The sequence below is a fragment of the Acinetobacter colistiniresistens genome (genome assembly GCF_024582815.1).
Taxonomy (GTDB): domain Bacteria; phylum Pseudomonadota; class Gammaproteobacteria; order Pseudomonadales; family Moraxellaceae; genus Acinetobacter.
Map to the genome: position 1 here is coordinate 3583354 of NZ_CP102099.1, position 18616 is coordinate 3601969.

The 18616-nt window shown below is 38.9% G+C and carries 12 protein-coding genes, 4 pseudogenes and 1 other annotated feature; of the genes and pseudogenes, 9 read left to right on the forward strand and 7 right to left on the reverse strand.

The features are described from left to right. Positions 1-2 precede the first annotated feature (2 nt). Positions 3-1064, reverse strand: coding sequence for an ABC transporter substrate-binding protein (locus NQU59_RS17205; RefSeq protein WP_257064207.1), 1062 nt, complete (start codon positions 1062-1064; stop codon positions 3-5). Between the two features lie 273 nt (positions 1065-1337). Here NQU59_RS17205 and NQU59_RS17210 point away from each other — a divergent pair, with 273 nt between their 5' ends. Together NQU59_RS17210 and chrA are read left to right on the forward strand one after the other, a co-directional pair. Further along, positions 1338-2258 carry a chromate resistance protein ChrB domain-containing protein gene (locus NQU59_RS17210; protein WP_257064208.1) on the forward strand — a complete coding sequence of 307 codons (921 nt, stop codon included), beginning with the start codon at positions 1338-1340 and terminating at the stop codon, positions 2256-2258. Positions 2259-2260: 2 nt separating this feature from the next. Further along, a complete protein-coding gene (gene chrA / locus NQU59_RS17215; protein ID WP_005239136.1) occupies positions 2261-3634 on the forward strand; it encodes a chromate efflux transporter in 1374 nt (457 codons plus the stop codon). A 510-nt stretch (positions 3635-4144) separates the two neighbouring features. Here the strand turns inward: chrA and NQU59_RS17220 are convergent. The 3 genes and pseudogenes from NQU59_RS17220 to NQU59_RS17230 form a co-directional block, all read right to left on the reverse strand. Further along, the gene (locus NQU59_RS17220; RefSeq protein ID WP_005239137.1) at positions 4145-4429 is read right to left on the reverse strand and encodes a hypothetical protein; all 285 of its coding nucleotides are present in this window, start codon (positions 4427-4429) and stop codon (positions 4145-4147) included. Between the two features lie 652 nt (positions 4430-5081). After that, positions 5082-5297: pseudogene (locus NQU59_RS17225) on the reverse strand (hypothetical protein); the annotation flags it as partial. A 338-nt stretch (positions 5298-5635) separates the two neighbouring features. After that, positions 5636-5896: pseudogene (locus tag NQU59_RS17230) on the reverse strand (transporter); the annotation flags it as partial. Between the two features lie 41 nt (positions 5897-5937). Here NQU59_RS17230 and NQU59_RS17235 point away from each other — a divergent pair. Next, positions 5938-7157, forward strand: a protein-coding gene (locus NQU59_RS17235; protein ID WP_107114716.1) for an IS3 family transposase whose coding sequence is annotated in 2 segments (ribosomal slippage) — positions 5938-6214 and positions 6214-7157 — 1221 coding nt in all. Because the reading frame shifts where the segments join, the coding sequence is not laid out codon by codon here. Beyond that, positions 6213-6329, forward strand: a sequence feature (AL1L pseudoknot). Its footprint overlaps the gene before it by 117 nt. Positions 7158-7369: 212 nt before the next feature. On the opposite strand, the pseudogene NQU59_RS17240 reads toward NQU59_RS17235, so the two are convergent. Together NQU59_RS17240 and NQU59_RS17245 are read right to left on the reverse strand one after the other, a co-directional pair. Further along, a pseudogene (locus NQU59_RS17240) lies at positions 7370-8300 on the reverse strand (transporter); the annotation flags it as partial. A 251-nt stretch (positions 8301-8551) separates the two neighbouring features. Beyond that, positions 8552-9157, reverse strand: coding sequence for a TetR/AcrR family transcriptional regulator (locus tag NQU59_RS17245; protein WP_005239144.1), 606 nt, complete (start codon positions 9155-9157; stop codon positions 8552-8554). A gap of 412 nt (positions 9158-9569) precedes the next feature. On the opposite strand from NQU59_RS17245, the gene NQU59_RS17250 reads away from it, so the two are divergent. The 5 genes and pseudogenes from NQU59_RS17250 (at position 9570) to NQU59_RS17270 (ending at position 16812) form a co-directional block, all read left to right on the forward strand. Further along, positions 9570-11105 carry a flavin-containing monooxygenase gene (locus tag NQU59_RS17250; protein WP_257064209.1) on the forward strand — a complete coding sequence of 512 codons (1536 nt, stop codon included), beginning with the start codon at positions 9570-9572 and terminating at the stop codon, positions 11103-11105. 71 nt (positions 11106-11176) lie between these two features. Next, positions 11177-12103, forward strand: coding sequence for an alpha/beta hydrolase (locus NQU59_RS17255; RefSeq protein ID WP_257064210.1), 927 nt, complete (start codon positions 11177-11179; stop codon positions 12101-12103). A gap of 195 nt (positions 12104-12298) precedes the next feature. Next, on the forward strand, positions 12299-13174 hold the full coding sequence (locus NQU59_RS17260; RefSeq protein ID WP_257064211.1) for a phytanoyl-CoA dioxygenase family protein: 876 nt from the start codon (positions 12299-12301) through the stop codon (positions 13172-13174). Positions 13175-13576: 402 nt separating this feature from the next. After that, on the forward strand, positions 13577-15553 hold the full coding sequence (locus tag NQU59_RS17265) for an esterase/lipase family protein (protein WP_257064213.1): 1977 nt from the start codon (positions 13577-13579) through the stop codon (positions 15551-15553). A 51-nt stretch (positions 15554-15604) separates the two neighbouring features. Further along, positions 15605-16812, forward strand: a pseudogene (locus tag NQU59_RS17270) (IS256-like element ISAba26 family transposase). A gap of 321 nt (positions 16813-17133) precedes the next feature. On the opposite strand, the gene NQU59_RS17275 reads toward NQU59_RS17270, so the two are convergent. Further along, positions 17134-17730 carry a TetR/AcrR family transcriptional regulator gene (locus NQU59_RS17275; protein ID WP_005239153.1) on the reverse strand — a complete coding sequence of 199 codons (597 nt, stop codon included), beginning with the start codon at positions 17728-17730 and terminating at the stop codon, positions 17134-17136. An 80-nt stretch (positions 17731-17810) separates the two neighbouring features. On the opposite strand from NQU59_RS17275, the gene NQU59_RS17280 reads away from it, so the two are divergent. Continuing rightward, on the forward strand, positions 17811-18563 hold the full coding sequence (locus NQU59_RS17280; RefSeq protein ID WP_005239155.1) for a hypothetical protein: 753 nt from the start codon (positions 17811-17813) through the stop codon (positions 18561-18563). Positions 18564-18616: the final 53 nt, after the last annotated feature.

The following is an 18616-nucleotide window of genomic DNA, read 5'->3' on the forward strand; positions in this document are numbered from 1 at the left end:
TATTAAAATTGTTTATTTTGGCGACGTTTTAAAACTTCGAGCAAAGGACGGTGATCAACCCAAGTATCAAGATCGATATCGCGCTCGAGAAAACCGTGTAACCAAAGGAAATCTTTTTGTTGTCTTAGAAGCTCTAAGCGCTCTTCACTTAATGATGGATGTAACGATTTATGAAAGTTATTACGGTAGGCCGTTGCGACACTCTCTGCACCTGCAATCGTTTCGTCTTCAAGAATAACCAGCACTTCATCTAAATGATCTTGCGCCCAATCTGCGGTATCAAACAGCTCTTCCAGAAAATCAACGACGACCTCAAAGTGATCTTTTAACAAATCTTCATGTACGGTAATTGGACGAGGCGTACCATTGTTTACACGGGAGCTCACATCTTCAAATTGATCCAGATCAATCCCAACTTTTAACCCGCGTTTCGTCGCAGCTTCGACAGCAGATGCGCCTTTAACATAAACAGCATCAACTTCACCAGTGATTAATGCATCTAATCCAGACCAATAGGTACTTGCATCACGTTGTTGTGTATTCGATTCTGCTCGTTCAGGGACTTCAATAAAATCCACATCACGGAAGGTTAAATTTGCGAGTTGCAAAGCACCTCGAATACCCTGTAAAGACATCGCTCTAAAAATGCTACCTGCCCGTTTGTCTGCATATTCAGGTAAAGCAACTTTTACATTTTTTAAATGCTCCGGTTTGCTGATTTCAGAATCAGGGCGAACAATGATCACTTGCCATTCATCAATCCATGTCAAACCAATGAGTCGACTTGGCGCACCTTCAGAACGAGCAGCTAATGCTGGAACATTTCCACCTTCACGAAACAATGCTGGCAGTTGATGGTCAAAATGATGAACAGAGAGACCTTTACGGGCATCTTGTAAAACAGCAACATCAATACCATGCTGTTCAAACTTTTCGATCAGTGTCCCACGTTTTAGTGAGATGCCTGTTGCCGTTGGGACTGGACATCGAGTGACCCAGATTTCAGATAAAGTGCTTTTTACAAATTCTTTAGAATTTTCTTTTTTATCGATAACAAGTGACATAGGTATTCCTTAGGATATTTCCAATTTCATATCACTTGTATTGAGCAGCTTTTGTGCCAACATTAATTATTTATAATTTTCAATATCTTATTAAAAATCAAAATCAAGTTATTGTTTATATTTCATCATTTTTTAAATCAGTGTTGTTTTCACAACACCTAATAAAGAACTGACTTGGCTTAATCATTTTTTAAAATTAGAAATCTATTCTTTGTATATATACCTTAATTTATTATGTGTAATATATTAAACAAAATAAGTTGAGTATATTACATGAAAATATCCTTACTCATATCCTCACTACCTACACAGAATACAACCACTCGTATGAGAGTCTGGCGATCTGTCAAAGCAAGCGGCGCAGCGATTCTAAGAGATGGTGTCTATTTACTTCCTGTTTCCCATAGTGCAAAGCTTGACCCTATTGCTAATGATGTTATTTCAGAACAAGGAACGGCTTATATCTTTCATGCAGAGCAACCTACCAATCTTGAATTAGCTGCTTTGTTCAGCCGAAAAGAAGAATACGACGCTCTCTATAAACAACTCTCTGAGTTAAGGGATAGACAGACCAAAGATGAAAAGAAAGAGCTGCTCAAGCAAATCCGTAAATTAAGAAAAAGTATCGATGCACTTATAGAAATTGACTATTACCCTGATGAAACTCAAGCACAGGTTTTAAAGGAACTTTCCGGTTTAGAACTTTCAATTGCTCGTCTTGGTGAAGTAAATGAGCCTCAAGCAATACAAGCTCATATCCAACTGCTCGATAAAAATTGTTATCAAAACAGAACTTGGGCAACTCGTAAAAAACCTTGGATTGATCGTCTAGCCTCTGCATGGCTAATCAAGACTTTTATAGATACCTCAGCAACATTTATTTGGTTAGAAACCCCAAGTGACTGCCCAAAAGCAGCATTAGGATTCGATTTTGATGGTGCAACTTTTAGCCACGTCAATCACTGGGTAACCTTCGAAGTTCTTTTACACAGTTTTAATTTAGAAACACCTGCATTAAAGAGACTCGCTGAAATTGTTCATTACCTAGATGTAGGGGGAATTGAGCCTCCTGAAGCGATCGGTATTGAAAAAGTTATTCAAGGTATTCGAAGTCAGATAAATGATGATGATCAGCTATTTGCATTATCGAATCAGATTTTCGATGGTTTATATGCCACCCTAGCAAGAGAATAATCATGAAACAAGAACTTGTTATACAACCAGAACAAGAGATACAGTCAGTTTCATTTTGGCAAGCATTCTTATTCTGGCTTAAATTGGGATTCATTAGTTTTGGTGGGCCAGCAGGACAAATTGCTGTCATGCATCAAGAACTGGTTGAACAAAAACGTTGGATCTCTGAAAAACGTTTTTTACATGCGCTCAACTACTGTATGTTATTACCAGGACCTGAAGCACAACAATTAGCAACCTATATCGGTTGGTTAATGCACAGGACTATAGGGGGTATTGTGGCAGGGGTCTTATTCGTTTTACCCTCATTATTTATCCTAATCGCACTCTCATGGGTCTATGTAAAGTTTGGTGATGTGCCGATCATTGCTGGACTCTTTTATGGAATCAAACCTGCTGTTGTTGCAATTGTCTTTCATGCAACATATCGAATTGGTAGCCGATCATTAAAGAATAAGTTTTTATGGACCATCGCTGCTCTTGCATTTGCTGCTATCTTTTTCTTTAACCTCCCTTTCCCCTTAATTGTTCTAAGTGCTGCAATCATTGGATACTTAGCAAGTAAAAAGTATCCAAACTTTTTTACGGGTGGAGGTTCTCATCAGCAAGGTAAAAAGGATTATGGTCCTGCATTCATTGATGATGATACCCCAACCCCAGAACATGCCATGTTTAGTTGGAAGCACTTAGGAAAAATCTTATTTATCGGTGCAACTTTATGGTTTACACCAATTGTAGGTCTAACTCTGACCTTGGGATGGGATCATGCCTATACACAAATGGCTTGGTTCTTTACCAAAGCAGCGCTGTTAACCTTCGGTGGGGCTTATGCGGTACTGCCTTATGTGTATCAAGGTGCTGTAGATTTTTATGGCTGGTTGAGCCCAACACAAATGATCGACGGCCTAGCACTTGGTGAAAGTACCCCTGGCCCACTGATTATGGTGGTTGCCTTTGTAGGATTCCTAGGTGGTTTTAATCATACATTATTGGGAAGTGATCATGCATTTTTAGCTGGTGCTTTAGGTGCCATCATTGTGACTTGGTTTACATTCCTTTTTTCTTTCATATTTATTCTAGCTGGCGCCCCAGTGATTGAAACAACGCATAACGAGTTAAAATTTACTGCACCATTAACAGCAATTACTGCTGCGGTAGTGGGTGTAATTTTAAATCTCGCACTTTTCTTCAGTTATCACGTTTTATGGCCTAGTGGATTCAACCATCCCTTCAACTATGAAGTAGCATCGATTGCCATTGCAGCATTCATCGCCTTATTCCATTTTGAAGTTAAAGTCATGTATGTAATTTTTGCTTCTGCCTTCTGTGGCTTGATCTTGTATATAAGTCCGATAAGCTCAATGTTTTCATCTTGAATAGAAAAGAAAGTGTTTCTATTTATGGTACTCACAATGTCCAGTATCAGTATTTGTCACACATCCTGATGGATCTGTAAAGTCTAATCTAAAAGCCTTTAATTATTGAAATTAAAGGCTTTTAATACCAATTCAAATGATTTCGAATAATATTTTGGTGCAGATGAAGGGAATTTTTGCTCTTAGTCTGAATTGCAATGACAGGAACCAAAGCTGGTCTTCGGTGCAACATGAGAGTGGCGTAACACTGCAGCCAGAATTCGGATATGGTCGACGCCTGTAATACTAAAATAAATGAATCTAATTCACCCAGATTTACCTAAAGATCAACTCACATCTATATAAGAACTCAAACACCTTGTTTAAATTTTAATTGATATGTGTAAACTAAAATTAGAAAAATATCTACAAGCATCTGGAATCTTTTAAAAAATCATTTAGGTTTATGAGCAATAATTAATCGCAAGAATAAATTAAATTTATTTTTAACTTTGTTCAAGGCAATTCAAATCAACACTCACAAGTACCAAACATATTATAAATAAAATGCATGGGAGCACATTCAAGATAGACATCAACATTTAGTACTTTAAATATCTCTCCACCACTTAAAACCGTAATAAGATTTCCACGCTTACTTAAAACGACACCTCTCACAATATTCATTTCAACTTTTTCAAAATAACGATTGATATAATTTTTATTTTTATAAAAATAAACCTTCTGTCCAGCCTTAATCACTTTAGGGTTTACTTTTTGATATAAACCACATTCTTTACAAACCCACTTTTCCATTATTGCATCTCGAAATTTAGACTATGAATTTCTGAACGGCGCTAATGTGTGTGACCCAAAGTAATAGACCCAATTTTAGATTAGGTCTATTCCACATTGCTTTGATTTATATTATGTATAAGTCAAATAAATGGATATCGTCGAGAGATATGAAAGATGTAGTACAACAATGATTTCAATGTAGGGGAATAACTACAAGCCTGCGATATTGATTAATAATTAAATTATTATTTTTATAATTTTATTTGTCATCCATCCCCTACAAACATTTACAGCTTGGATTCAAAATAAAAGCTTGAATCTGACAAATTAATTATCTACTTCCGATAAATAAAATATAACATTTCTAATACTATTCACTCCAAAATTAAAAGCCATAACCAAGTGAGTTATTGACTCATTGTTTATATTTATTTGGAAGTCTGATCATGCCCAGAATAGCACTCGCTCTTAGCTTAATATTATATTTTTAATGACTTCATATATCTTTGCTAGCTCTACAGGAGAAATTTATTTTCATGGTGCAATTATCGAGGAATCTCAATGTCAGGTTTTACAAATAAATCATAAAATACTGTTAGATTGTTCAAGAACAGACCATACTGTATCTGAGTCTAAGGTTTTATCCGATTCACAACTAAAATATCTTGACGAAGGGACAGTTAATTACGAAATAGCGGCTTTCCAGTTGCAATACCGCAGGACAACGACTTGCAGACTTAACATGTTTAGTCTGTGACTGAGAACGCATCCGATAAGGTGGTTCGAAGAGAATCGACGATTTATCCTCAGTAAAGAACCAGCCAACCTGAATTGGACCTTCCCCAATGTTTTTTTGATCATCTTCAATTGTAAAGTTAATGTACATTTTTAAGCTTTTTTAAGTTATAGATGTTCAATAATAATACTATTAAACTACATATTTTCCATACAGAACAGTCTATATTTTTGATTTATATATCAAAAATATTGTACAAACTGTGAAATTAATCACTATAGACTTAAAAATTTATTCTTAATGCAATCAGTAATCTCACTAAGGAAAAACTCTGAATTTTGGTGGAGATAGCGTCAGTTGAATCAAAACAGCAACATACTGTTTTATATAAATTTTATTCCCATACAACTTAAATTTATCCAAACTTGCCCCCCTGCGTTTTTGTATTTTTAGGAAGTGGCTAAACTCAACCACTCCTTCTCTTACTTCTAGAATCGGTAACCAATTTTTAAACCATAAGCGATAGCATGATTATTTTTAAATTCAGCCTGTTCTGCCATTTCTTTAATCCCTTCGACAGGTAAGTAGTAAGCGCCATCTTCAGACTTGGCATCTCCTAACCAGTAGTATTTAACACCAGCGGCGATAAAATAATTCTGAGCAGGATTGAATTGCGCACCGAGTCCAATGGACCATGATCCCTTCATTGGCCCCAGCGTAGAAGCAGGATTACCCGTCCCTGAACCGTACCGGGTTTGTCGGAGACTCAATATTCTGAGAGACTATTCCGATGAAAAAACCAAACTATACCCCCGAAATTAGAGAAAGAGCGGTTCAATTACTAATTGAATCTGAAAAAGATTATCCATCGAATTGGGCAGCAGTTTCCGCAATTGCTCCTAAAATTGGCTGTACTCCTGAAACACTTCGTGTTTGGTATCAAAAATACTTAGATCAACAAAATCCCGCCAAAGTACAACAGGTATCTGACCAAGAAAAAATGAAGCAAATGGAACGTGAAATTAAAGAATTAAAACGTGCCAATGAAATTCTACGTAAAGCAGCCGCTTTTTTCGCCCAGGCGGAGCTCGACCGCCCACACAAATAATGGTGGATTTTATCCATAACAATAAGGCGTTATATGGTGTTGAAGCGATTTGTAGAATTTTACCGATTGCAGCTTCGACCTATTATCGGGCTTTAGATTTCGTTGATAACCCAGAACATCGAGCGAAACGTGCTCTGCATGATTTACATCATGCAGAGCAAATCAAACGTATTTGGAAAGAAAGTTCAGGTCGATATGGTGTACGTAAAGTTTGGCAAAAATTGAAACGTGAGGGTTATGTTATTGCACGTTGTACAGTTGCTCGATTGATGCAAAAGCTAGGTATACAAGGTGTTTGGCGTGGTAAGAATAAACAAACCACCCGTAGCCGAGATGATCAAAAACGAGCAGATGATTTAGTGAAACGGAATTTTAGTGCTGATCGACCTGACCAATTATGGGTCAGTGACTTTACGTATATTCAAACACATTCAGGCTGGGTCTATACCGCCTTTATTATTGATGTGTTCTCACGAGCAATTGTTGGATGGAAAGTATCTACACGGATGAATACAGATATGGTGCTCGATGCATTGGAGCAAGCATTGCACGATCGAGGCATGCCAAAGAATGTGATTCATCATTCCGATAGAGGTGTTCAATATCTTTCTATTCGCTATACCAATCGTTTAGATGCTGCAAATTTACGAGCATCAGTCGGTACGACAGGTGATTCATACGATAATGCTCTGGCTGAAACGGTGAATGGCTTATACAAAACAGAGGTGATTGAATATTTAAAAGCAGATTGGCAAGGTTTAGCAGATGTACAACTTGCGACACTAAACTGGGTAGATTGGTTCAATAAAAAGCGTGTACACAGTGCACTGGGTTATGTATCGCCTTTTGAGTTTGAAGCAATGTACTATGATAAGATTAACCCGTTAGGTCAGGTGGCCTAACTTAAATAAAAAAGTCTCCGACAAACCCGGTACGGTTCACCCTGAATCCCAACCAACATCAGTCACAAAACTCCATTTTTCTGTAAATTGATGCCCTATTCCTATCGTTGCATTATATTGATCCTTTTGATAAGAATCTAAATCAACACCTTCCGTATATGCGCCTCCCGTAAGTTCATCCAGATAACTTGCTGTAAGCGCATTATATTGCGTTGGGCGGATATTAAAATCTTTCCAGTTCACCCATCTTAAATTCATATAAGCAATTGTATTTTCGGCAATCCCAGTTTGAGAATCTATATTGATGGATTGTGGGGTTTCGATTGTCGTTTTTGCTGCTCCGACATAGCGTAAAGGTTCACCAAATATATTTTCCTCGACCTGAAATTTATATTTGATTTTAGAGCGATAAGTAACAGCCGCTTTCAACGCAATCTCTGGAATTTGATAGCTCGCCCCAGCAAGCCAGCCCAACTCTCCTTTTTCTTTAAAATTCGCCTCGTAACCATTAAAAGCCTCGGTATACGCCATGCCTCGAAAAGAAGCTTTTCCTTTGACCTCTTGATAAACAGGCCCGCCATAAATCTGGAAGTTCTTAAAAGGTGAATATCCAAATATAAAACTCAAATCCTGACTTTCCACATTTACAGATGTGCCTTCATGACTAAAATCATTATCTGAATAGCTATTGTTGGAGCGAAGTGGATATGCGGTTTTTGCAGCAAATGGTTGGTCGTAAAGCAGGCCGAAACTAAACTGATCGGTTAATTGTAGCTTCAATGCAGCCGTATAAAATTGCACATTTTGCCCAATATCACCTGTTTCACGGCTTTGATTTGCACGCACAAGATCTGGACGATCATGCACGACACCAGAAACTGAAGCGTCAACAGCAAAGGCATTGACTTCAAAATAATGACCATTCTCTAAAAATGGCAGTATAGACTGACCAGACTGATCAAGTGCGGAGGCTTGGGTATAATTACTGATCAACACACCTATTATGCCAAACATAATAGGAGCGAAGTGGAACCGATGGATATTAGAAAATGAGCTATTCAAGCCCTTATGTCTATTCACCTCTCTGGTTTTCGATAATAACCAAGGTAAGCCCACACTTTCCTTGCATATAGATTTTTCCATTATTAAATTCATCCTGAAATTATAATTTTTTGTTTCACCACACGAATGATGAGATATCTCCTTATCCATTTATTCACAAGAAAACAGGATTAAATGGACAAATAACATACTGATAAATAAATTACACAGTGTCAATGACTGTGTGTAATTTATGCAAAAACTGTTGCATGGAATAATTACATTCAATGCAATTAACTGACAAATAAAATATTTTTAAATATAAAAGCAATAAAATGTATAAATGAATTTTTTTATTTATTCACATAAAGTGTTGAAGTCCAAATATTTCGAAGTACCCTGATAACGACCTCGGGTTCTACATGAGATGAACGCCCAAATGCTTCCGAAAGATAACGTTCTTCTAACCAAATCAGCGCTTTTGCTGTTTCGTCGATATCCAAATTTTTTTTAATATTTCCTGCCAGTTGTTCTGCTCTTATGTGTTGAGCAGCCGCCTTGATAAAGTCTTGAATTATAGTTCGATAGACACTATCAACACGTTCATCTCCACTTGCTGCTTCGACAAAGGCCCTTAATAAACGACCATGTTGTACATAGACATTTATAGAGTCGACCAAGGCTCGCTCTAAATCGTCCTGAAGATTATTTCCTGCCAACCACCGTTCCGTGATATTAAACAATTCTCTGGCAATGTTCTCAACAAGACGAAGCGTAAGATCGTGTTTATCACGGAAATGAACATAAAAAGCTGGTCGTTTTAAACCCGTGCGTCGCATGACTTCATCAATATTTAGGTCACGAAAATGGTGTTCATTTAAAAACTGTTCGGCAGCTTTTAATATTTCTCGCTCAGATTCTTTTGGATCATGTTTAGGTCTACGGCGAGAAGTTGTCATATGGTCCTATTCCTATTGGTATGAAGTCATTGTAGGTATTAATAAATCTTTCGACAAGTCTTTGTGCCATTACTCGCCCTCTCTGCCCACTCAAAACCAGAAAAACATGACTCAATAAAAAGCAAAATATAAATTATAAAATTCAGTAATTTAATTCAACCCAACCCTAACCCATTTTCTTTTCCCCCGAACCAGATAGACAATATTGCAATAATTACACAGAGTCATTGACAGTGTGTAATTATTAGCTTAATAATATTCACATGCCTAAACGTCATTCGATACAAATCGAAGTGAAAGTGGACTGGATCAAGGACTTTGTTCATCAGGGAAAATGAAGATTATAAAAATCATCATCTTAGAAATCTAACTGATGCTCAATTTATTAAAATCGTGTGAAGAGGAAAAAGATATGAGTACATCAGATCAAATTACTATTACTGATGTTTTAATTATCGGCGCAGGGATCTCAGGTATTAGCGCAGCCTACCATTTAAAAAAATATAGACCAAATACAACATTCACACTGCTAGAAGGTCGTGACGAAATTGGAGGCACATGGAGCCTGTTCCGTTACCCAGGCATTCGTTCAGATTCAGACATGCAGTCATTTGCATTTGGCTTTAAGCCGTGGACCAATAAAAGGGTTTTTGGCAGTGCTCAAATGATCTGTAATTATTTAAAAGAAACGATCACTGAGAACGACATCGAATCTCATATTCGCTTTGGCCATTATATGAGCAGCGCCGAATTCTCATCTTCTGAAGGTCTATGGACAGTAAAAGTGAAGCGTCAAGATCAGAAAGTTTTAACCACTTTCCGCTCCCGCTTCTTACTGATGAGTACAGGTTATTATGACTATGATAACGGCTATACACCTGAGTTTAAAGGAGCTGAGGAATTTCAAGGACTCATTATTCACCCCCAACACTGGCCAGAAAATCTCGATTATTCTGGTAAAAAGGTGGTGGTGATTGGTAGTGGCGCAACAGCCGTGACCTTAATTCCTGCCATGGCTGAAAAGGTTGGGCATATTACCATGCTCCAGAGATCACCAAGCTATGTCATGGCAGCGCCAAGTACAGATGCAATCGCGAATACTCTCAATCGTGTTTTCTCACCACAACGTGCTTTCGATCTGATCCGCCATAAAAATATTGCCTTAACTCGGGGCGTCTACAATTTAAGTCGTCGCTTTCCGAAGCTGATGCGTCGCTTTCTAATCTCGGATGTACAACGAAATCTACCAAAAGACTTTGATGTAGCGACTCATTTTTCACCGAAATACAATCCGTGGGATGAACGTTTGTGTGTTGTACCCGATGGCGATATGTTCAAAGCAATTTCTGCGGGTAAAGCGTCTGTGGTCACCGATCATATTGAGTGTTTTAGCAAAGAAGGGATTTTACTTAAATCAGGAAAAACGCTGGAAGCCGATATCATTGTGACCGCTACAGGCCTCAATGCTGTCGCATTTAGCAAGACACAATTGATTGTGGATGGAAAAAAAATAGTTTATCCAGAGACCACGATTTTCAAATCAATGATGTTATCCGATATTCCCAACTTTGCTTTCGCATTCGGCTACACCAATCTGGCATGGACCTTAAAAGTTGATCTAGTCTGGAAACACTTCTGTAGATTACTGGATTACATGGATGAAAATAAGTACGCAACATTCACACCAGTCATCAGTGATAAAAGCATGAAACGCATTCCATTTGTAGACCTGAATTCAGGCTACATTCAACGAAGCATCGCACAATTTCCAATGGCAGGTACACAAGGTCCATGGATTGTAAAACAAGATTATAAATTCGATGTTGAACGACTCCGTAAAGGTCCCGTTTTTGATAAAGAACTATGTTTTACAGATGTTGGGCTTAAGAAAAAGCCAAGTGTTGTTCCGGCAGAAACAATGCCAGAACAGATCAAAATTCAGGCTTAACATAACGATTTACATTGATATCTCTTATTGCCAATAGCAATCAAGGATAGAAATCGATCAAGGAAAATATAATGGAAAATATTAAATTTACAAGTAAAGGAATTACCTGTTCTGCGTGGTATCTCCCTGCAACCTCAGAAGAGTTTATGACAGCTCAAGGACGGCCTTGCATTGTGATGGCCACAGGTTTTGGCGGTACCAAAGATACAGGATTACTCGATTTTGCCGAGCCGTTCAGCCAAGCAGGTTTTGATACATTGGTATTTGACTATCGCGGATTTGGCGAGTCAGCAGGCTCTCCTAGACAACATGTCTCTTACATTCAACAGCGTGAGGATTATCATGCTGCAATTGAAGCTGCAAGGAGTTTGCCCCATGTAGATGGAAGTCGTATTGCGCTGTGGGGCACGTCTTATTCGGGTGGTCATGTGGTGGTGGTTGCTGCCCAAGATTCAAAAATATCGGCTGTCGTCTCCATGAATCCAGCAACTGATGGTTTAGCCGCTCTAAAACAAGTATTCCAGTATGGTGGAATAAAGCAGATAACAACTGCGATCGGTCATGGCATTAAAGATTTAATGCATGCCATCACTCAACGCCCTCCTCATCTCATTCCAATTGTTGGGCAGCCAGGTACCGCTGCAATGATCAGTACACCTGGCGCTGAAGAAAGCTATACCGCAATGGCGGGTCCAACCTGGCGGAATGAGGTCTGTGCTCGCGCAGCTCTGGAAGTTTCATACAACCGGCCCGTTACTTTTGCAAAAAAAGTGAAGTGCCCTGCTTTGATCCAAGTGGGTTCCAATGACCAGATCGCACCACCAAATCCAGCCCGAAAAACGGCACGTCTGATTCAAGGCCCCACTGAACTGCTGGAATATCCGATTGATCATTTTGATTTTTATACCGAATCATGGCATGGCGCGGTACTCAATGATCAGATCGGTTTCTTGAAAAAGGCACTTGCTCCACAACCCCAGAGAAATGAAAGTTTATAAATTTTCACTGTAGAAAATAATTTAATTCAAATACATACATAAGCTCATAGCATTCTGCGACAGCCTCAAAAATTTAATCAGCTATCGCGATGAAGACTAAAAACTGAAGTGTTATGTATGCAAACCAATCGCACAACAAAGCAGTTCATTGAAATGCTTTGAAATATCATCAATCAGGATGAATAAGGAATTCTTATGTCACTCGTCAAATTAAGCAAAGATACACAAGTCGATGAAATTGTTTCGATTATTAAAAGAGATGGTGGTGTCATCATTGAAAATTTTTTAAATGATGAAATGACCCACGATATTTATCAAATATTATCTGAGCAATTAGAGTTGATTCCAGATGGAGAAGATGAATATTTTGCGGGTACGAAAACCCGCCGAATGAGCCGTTTATTTGCGCGCTTGCCACAAATGCCATTGGTCGCAATGAATCCAGTATTTTTAGATACCGCAAAAGCGATTCTCCAAACTCCACTACAGGCATGGAGCGGTGAAAATAGAATTGAACTCTATCCAGACATTCAGGTTGGTGTGACTCAAGCGATTCAGATCTGGCCAGGTCAAAAAGCACAACCCCTACATCGTGACGATACGGTATGGATGTGGCAACATCCGGGTTATGGTCGTGAAGCCAGAGTACAAATCATGTTTGCTGTGACTGATTTTACAGAAGAAAATGGTGCGACTCGCGTCATTCCAGCCAGCCATTTGTGGGATGATCAAAGAGTACCTAAAGAAGATGAAACCGTCGCGGCCGAAATGAAAGCAGGAGATGCTTTAATCTGGATTGGCTCAACCTATCATGGTGGAGGTGCCAATGTCAGCCATGCACCTCGTATTGGATTGACTATGTCTTATGATCTGGGCTTTCTCAGACAGGAAGAAAATCATTATTTATCTCTCTCCACCGAAACAATTAAAAGCTTCCCTGATGAGTTAAGAGGATTACTTGGTTGGAATATGAGCACGACTTTTGTTGGATTTGTCGAACATGAAGGTAAGATGATGAGTCCAATCGATATGTTAAATGTTCAGGAATTTAAAACCACTGGGATTATCTGAGCCTTGGTATCTGGAAATTGGAAAGTAAGAAAACGTCGATCAAGTCGACGTTTTCTTACGCTTTTTATCGCAAATCACTACCTGAATATTTAAAAATTTCTGGATGCTTTAAATATTTTCATCACATTCTTATCAGTTCATTTAGACAATAAAATCAATCACTGGTATGCAAGAACTTATATGCACTGTGCCCTGCATATTTTAAATCACCTTCAGTACTGTCCTTACTTCAACACGAGTCAGTGGTTTGGCTAACACAGCTAAAATACTCAATCTAAGCTGATTAACTCTCTGGTCTCCACACTGTTTCCACACTTTTCTAATCGTTACTACACAAATATTCAAAATAATAGCAGCATCAAAAACTCCCCTCATCTGAACAGAATGCTTAAGAGTCAATTTATGCCAAGACTTACATTTCCTCTATTTCAGCCGCTATGTATTCTGACTGTATTTAGCGTTCTAATAATAAGTGGCTGTCAGGTGGTTAGCCTAAAAAAACAGACGTTGCATACTACGATTGCCAATGAACGTAACAGTATTCTCACTCAAGGAAAGTTGAGTGGCGCCAGCCTGAATCTGCTCTATATGTCCGATATGGACATGAAATTGTGCATGAAAAACCCAGATGCATGTATTGTCGATCTGGAAAAAATTCCTCAGGTACAAACAGAACAACTATTATCAGCCGCTAGCGAGTTGTATCTATCCAGAGCTCTGACGCTTGCAGACTCGCATGATTGCAAAATCAATAAAAATACTAAACTAGAATCTAAACAAACCCAACAGGTGAATGAATGTTTAGACCAACAACTGCAAGCTTTAGATAAAAGTATTCGTTACAGCTATGCCTATCTGTTTAAGACTTCTCGTCAGCCTCAAGAGCGTATTTTTGATAACCGTCAGGTGCAAATTCGGGACTTTTATAATCAGGCACTCAACCAATTAGTAAATGTGTACAGCGCCAAGAATACTTCTGCAACGATTCCAGAAAACATTAAAATTGGTGAAAGTACCTATACGATTGATATTGATTCATATCCCAAACTACAAGGTAAAAAGCTTGAGAAATTTACTTCAAGCTACAATATGAACTTTTCTGGATTAAGAACCATTAACCGTCGTGATGGTTTTGGTGCAGATTTTGTCGCGGTTTTACACACTAAAGAGAATGATCCCAAGAATGGAAATCCCTATATTCTTGACCCACTCACCTATGCTTATCCAAACGGCGTTAATCCCAATATCCATGAAGCCCATTATCTTGCTTCAACTCTGATTGCCCAGCCAGTCGATGAGCAAGCCACACTCAGCGAGATATTAAGTCGCCCAGATTTCAAAATAAAAATCTATGATCCCTACAATGTAGAAAAGATCAAAATTGAAGATAAAGAATACGCTCTGGCAGCGAACTTCTCTGCGCCCTATGGTTTATGGTTAGCAGAGAATAACTTAGGCTCTGCTGCATATCTAACCTTGATTGACCGTAATCAACGTTTGACTATGCCTCATCTATATATGCTTGAACCCTATAATCCGAATAAAAAAGTGATTGTTTTGATTCATGGACTGGCCAGCAGCCCAGAAGCATGGATTGCTGTAACGAATGAAATTATGGGGGATAAGACACTACGTGAGCATTATCAGGTTTGGCAAGTATTTTACTCGACCAATATGCCCATTCTGGAAAGTCGCTTTCAGATTTCTGCTTTACTCAAACAAACATTTGCCTCTCTCAACCCACAAGACCCTGCATCTCAAAATGCTGTTTTGATTGGTCATAGTATGGGAGGAATTATTAGCCGCCTTTTAGTCAGTCATGCAGATATTTCAAAAGAAGCCTTACCGATGATGAGTAACCACGTTCAAGCTCGGATGAGAAAACATCCAGTTATAGGCGAACGCTTAAAGATGGAACCGATTCCAAACTTTGATCGCGTCATTTTCCTTGCTGCTCCTCATCGTGGAACAAGCTATGCCGACCGCTGGTTCACCGTAACTGCACGAAACATTATTGGACTGCCCTCAGCATTTTTAAAAACATTAACCAATACACTCACGAGCTATGACGATGATCTTAAAGATTTTGTCAGAACCATCAATAACAGGCTACAAAATGGCCCTAGCGATCTGAGTAATAAGTCAGAGTTTATGGAACTCACCTCGGATATACAGCCTAAAGAAGGTTTGGTTTTTCATTCCATCATGGGCAATATCACCAAAAGTAATGATACTGATACCATTACGGATGGCATTGTTCCTTATAAAAGTGCCCATTTAGAAGGTGCGATTTCAGAGAAAATCATTAAAGGCGGGCATTCTATTCAAATAAAGCCTGAAACGGTATTGGAACTTGGGACTGTTCTAAATTTTGTGTAAGTACTTAATTTTCATTTATCCTTCAGAGGATAATTACAAAAGGTACTTCACATGGATGAAGCAACAATCAAAAGTATGGCTGCCGAATTGGCTAAAGGTCTAAAAACACCAGAAGACTTAAACCAAATGACAGCAGTCTTTAAAAAATTCATGATTGAAACTGCACTCAATACTGAACTTTCAGACCATCTCGGTTATGAAAAGCATCAGTCCAGGAAAGGCTCAAATAGCCGTAATGGGTTTAGTTCTAAAACCATTACAACTCAAGATGGACAACTGGCTTTAGATATTCCCCGTGATCGAGAAGGTTCATTTGAGCCACAAATTATCAAAAAGCACCAAACACGCATCACCAGTATGGATGACCAAATCCTCTCACTGTATGCAAAAGGAATGACTAATAGGGAAATTGTAGCCTTCTTCAAAGAAATGTACGATGCCGATGTCTCAGCATCTCTCATCAGCAAAGTTACCGATGCTGTGATTGAGCAAGTGACTGAGTGGCAAAATAGAGCCTTAGATAGCCTTTATCCTGTTGTCTATCTTGACTGTATTGTTGTCAAAGTCCGTCAGCACTCCAATGTGATTAACAAGTCCGTATACCTTGCTTTAGGCATCAATATGGATGGACAAAAAGAATTACTGGGTATGTGGATTGCTCAGACAGAAGGTGCCAAATTCTGGCTGTCAGTCATGACAGAGCTAAAAATCGAGGAGTACAGGATATTCTTGTTGCCTGTGTAGATGGATTAAAAGGCTTTCCTGACGCGATAGCCTCCGTTTACCCTCATACTGATATTCAACTGTGTATCGTGCATGTTGTACGCAATAGCCTGAGATTTGTAAGCTGGAAAGACTACAAGGCTGTTACCTCGGGTCTGAAAGCGATTTATCAGGCAAGTACAGAGGAAAATGCTTTAAAGTCCCTAGACATCTTCTGTGATCAATGGAATCACCAGTATCCCAAAATTGGAGAATCCTGGCGGGCCAATTGGGAAAATATCCGAACGATCTTTAGCTATCCAGCCGAAATACGTCATGCAATTTATACAACAAATGCGATTGAGTCGTTGAATAGCGTAATACGCCATTCAACGAAGAAGAGGAAAATCTTTTCATCTGATGACTCAGTAAAGAAGGTCATTTACTTAGCAACATCAAATGCTGCGAAGAAATGGACGATGCCAATTCAAAATTGGCGTTTAGCAATGAATTGGTTTACGATTCAGTTCGATGATCGATTAAAAGATCATTTATAAAAAATGGAACTTACACAAAATAATTTACAGGCTCTGGAACTTCGCCGTATCTTGAGCCAACATTTAACCGAGCATGGTTTATACAAAGTAAAAAACTAAACATCCAGAGCTAAAGTGAACGCACTTTAGCTTTTTTCGTTATATCACTCGTTTTCCCGTATTCTATTCCGGATCTCTTCTTGCCCTTTTAGCGCATTGTCTAATAGTTTACTGAACAAGATACCCACTCGGTATATAAGCTAAATAAAGCATCTTGAGTGCTGGTTTAATTCAGAGCATCTTTTCCTAAGCGATCTTTCGCAATTTTTTCTGCTGACCAAATTACATCAAGCGATTCAACAGCATTAATACTGTTTGTTCCATTTGCTTTTGTTTTTGTGTATCCGAAACACCTTGAACACTGAATCCCCAATATGCTTCAAATAAACAAGCAAGAACATATGCTGTCGAACTAATCGCATCTTGAGTTGCCTTGGGATACTCCTGTGCCAACTGACTTTCAAAATCAGGTAGCCAATGCTGTGTCCAAAGATCATGCAACATTTGCTTGATCAAGGGATTTCTGGCACTTTGCGCAACCAGTTCTAGCCAAACAATCAAATCATCCTGAGTCCGATAAACTTCGGGCGTGAATAACATGATAATTCTATCACTCAATGGTTTTCCACTGAAACGATGAATAATTTCAGTCCCCATTTCGCCAATGTAATGCTCTATGAAAGCATTGATTAAATCTGCACGTGAAGAAAAATAATGATGAACTAGCGTACGTTGCATGCCTGAAGCTTCCGCTACTTTGGCAAAGGTAATACCTTCTAATCCTTCCTTTGCAACTACTGAGACAGCAGCTTGAAGAATTTCATATGACCTTTCATGCGCCTTACTCGGTCTTCCTACCTTGTTTTCCATCATCGCCATAAATAAAAAAATGTTTACTAATTAATCATACCATATTACTTTACTGACATGACAGTCAATTAATTAAGGGAAGTCATATCATGAAAATTCTTGGGCTTGCTGCCGGTAGCGAAATGGACGCTACAACAGCAAAAATCTTAACTGATAGTGAAATGCTGCATGCCGCTATTCTAGAAATTATCAATATATGTGGGCTGGTTGCCTGTATTGTATTGGCGCTTTCGGGCTGGATTTACGGCGCAAAATTTCTCAAGAAAAACAATTATCTGCTTGGACTAGAATGGTGGATTGTGGCTTTTTCTGCGACAAACTTTGTTTTGTATATGCTAACGGGTGAGCATGTTCATTATTCAATTACAATGTTTCTAGATTCATTCTCACGCAGCTTTGGTATGCCCGTCATTGCCGTACTAGGCTTAATGGCATTGACCCATAATTATAAACCCACAGCGTTGAATGAAGTGCTGCTGTTCGCCGCTGCATTCGCGGGCACTTTTGTTATCTTCTTGGCCGATTTCTTTGACGGTATACGCCCGTATTTTTACGTCGTCATGTGGCTGATTCTTGCGATCTATCTCTGCTACTTCATTCTTTGCTTGGCACGTGCTGGGGAAACTCTGCATGCCGTGGCGACAACATTCACTTTAATCGTCAGCCTCGCCGTCGCAATCGTCTATGACTTCTTCCCGATCCCTGGCGATGATACGCATATGATTTTTATGACCTGGGCATTCATCACTTGGGCTTATGCTGTTATCCAGTTGTATTACGCCTATAACGCACTAGCACGTTCCCAGACACTTTCCAGAGAATCTCTGATTCCAGCCCACTAACCAACAAACCACCAAATAATTACTTTTAAAATCAAACCCTGTACGCAAGTACA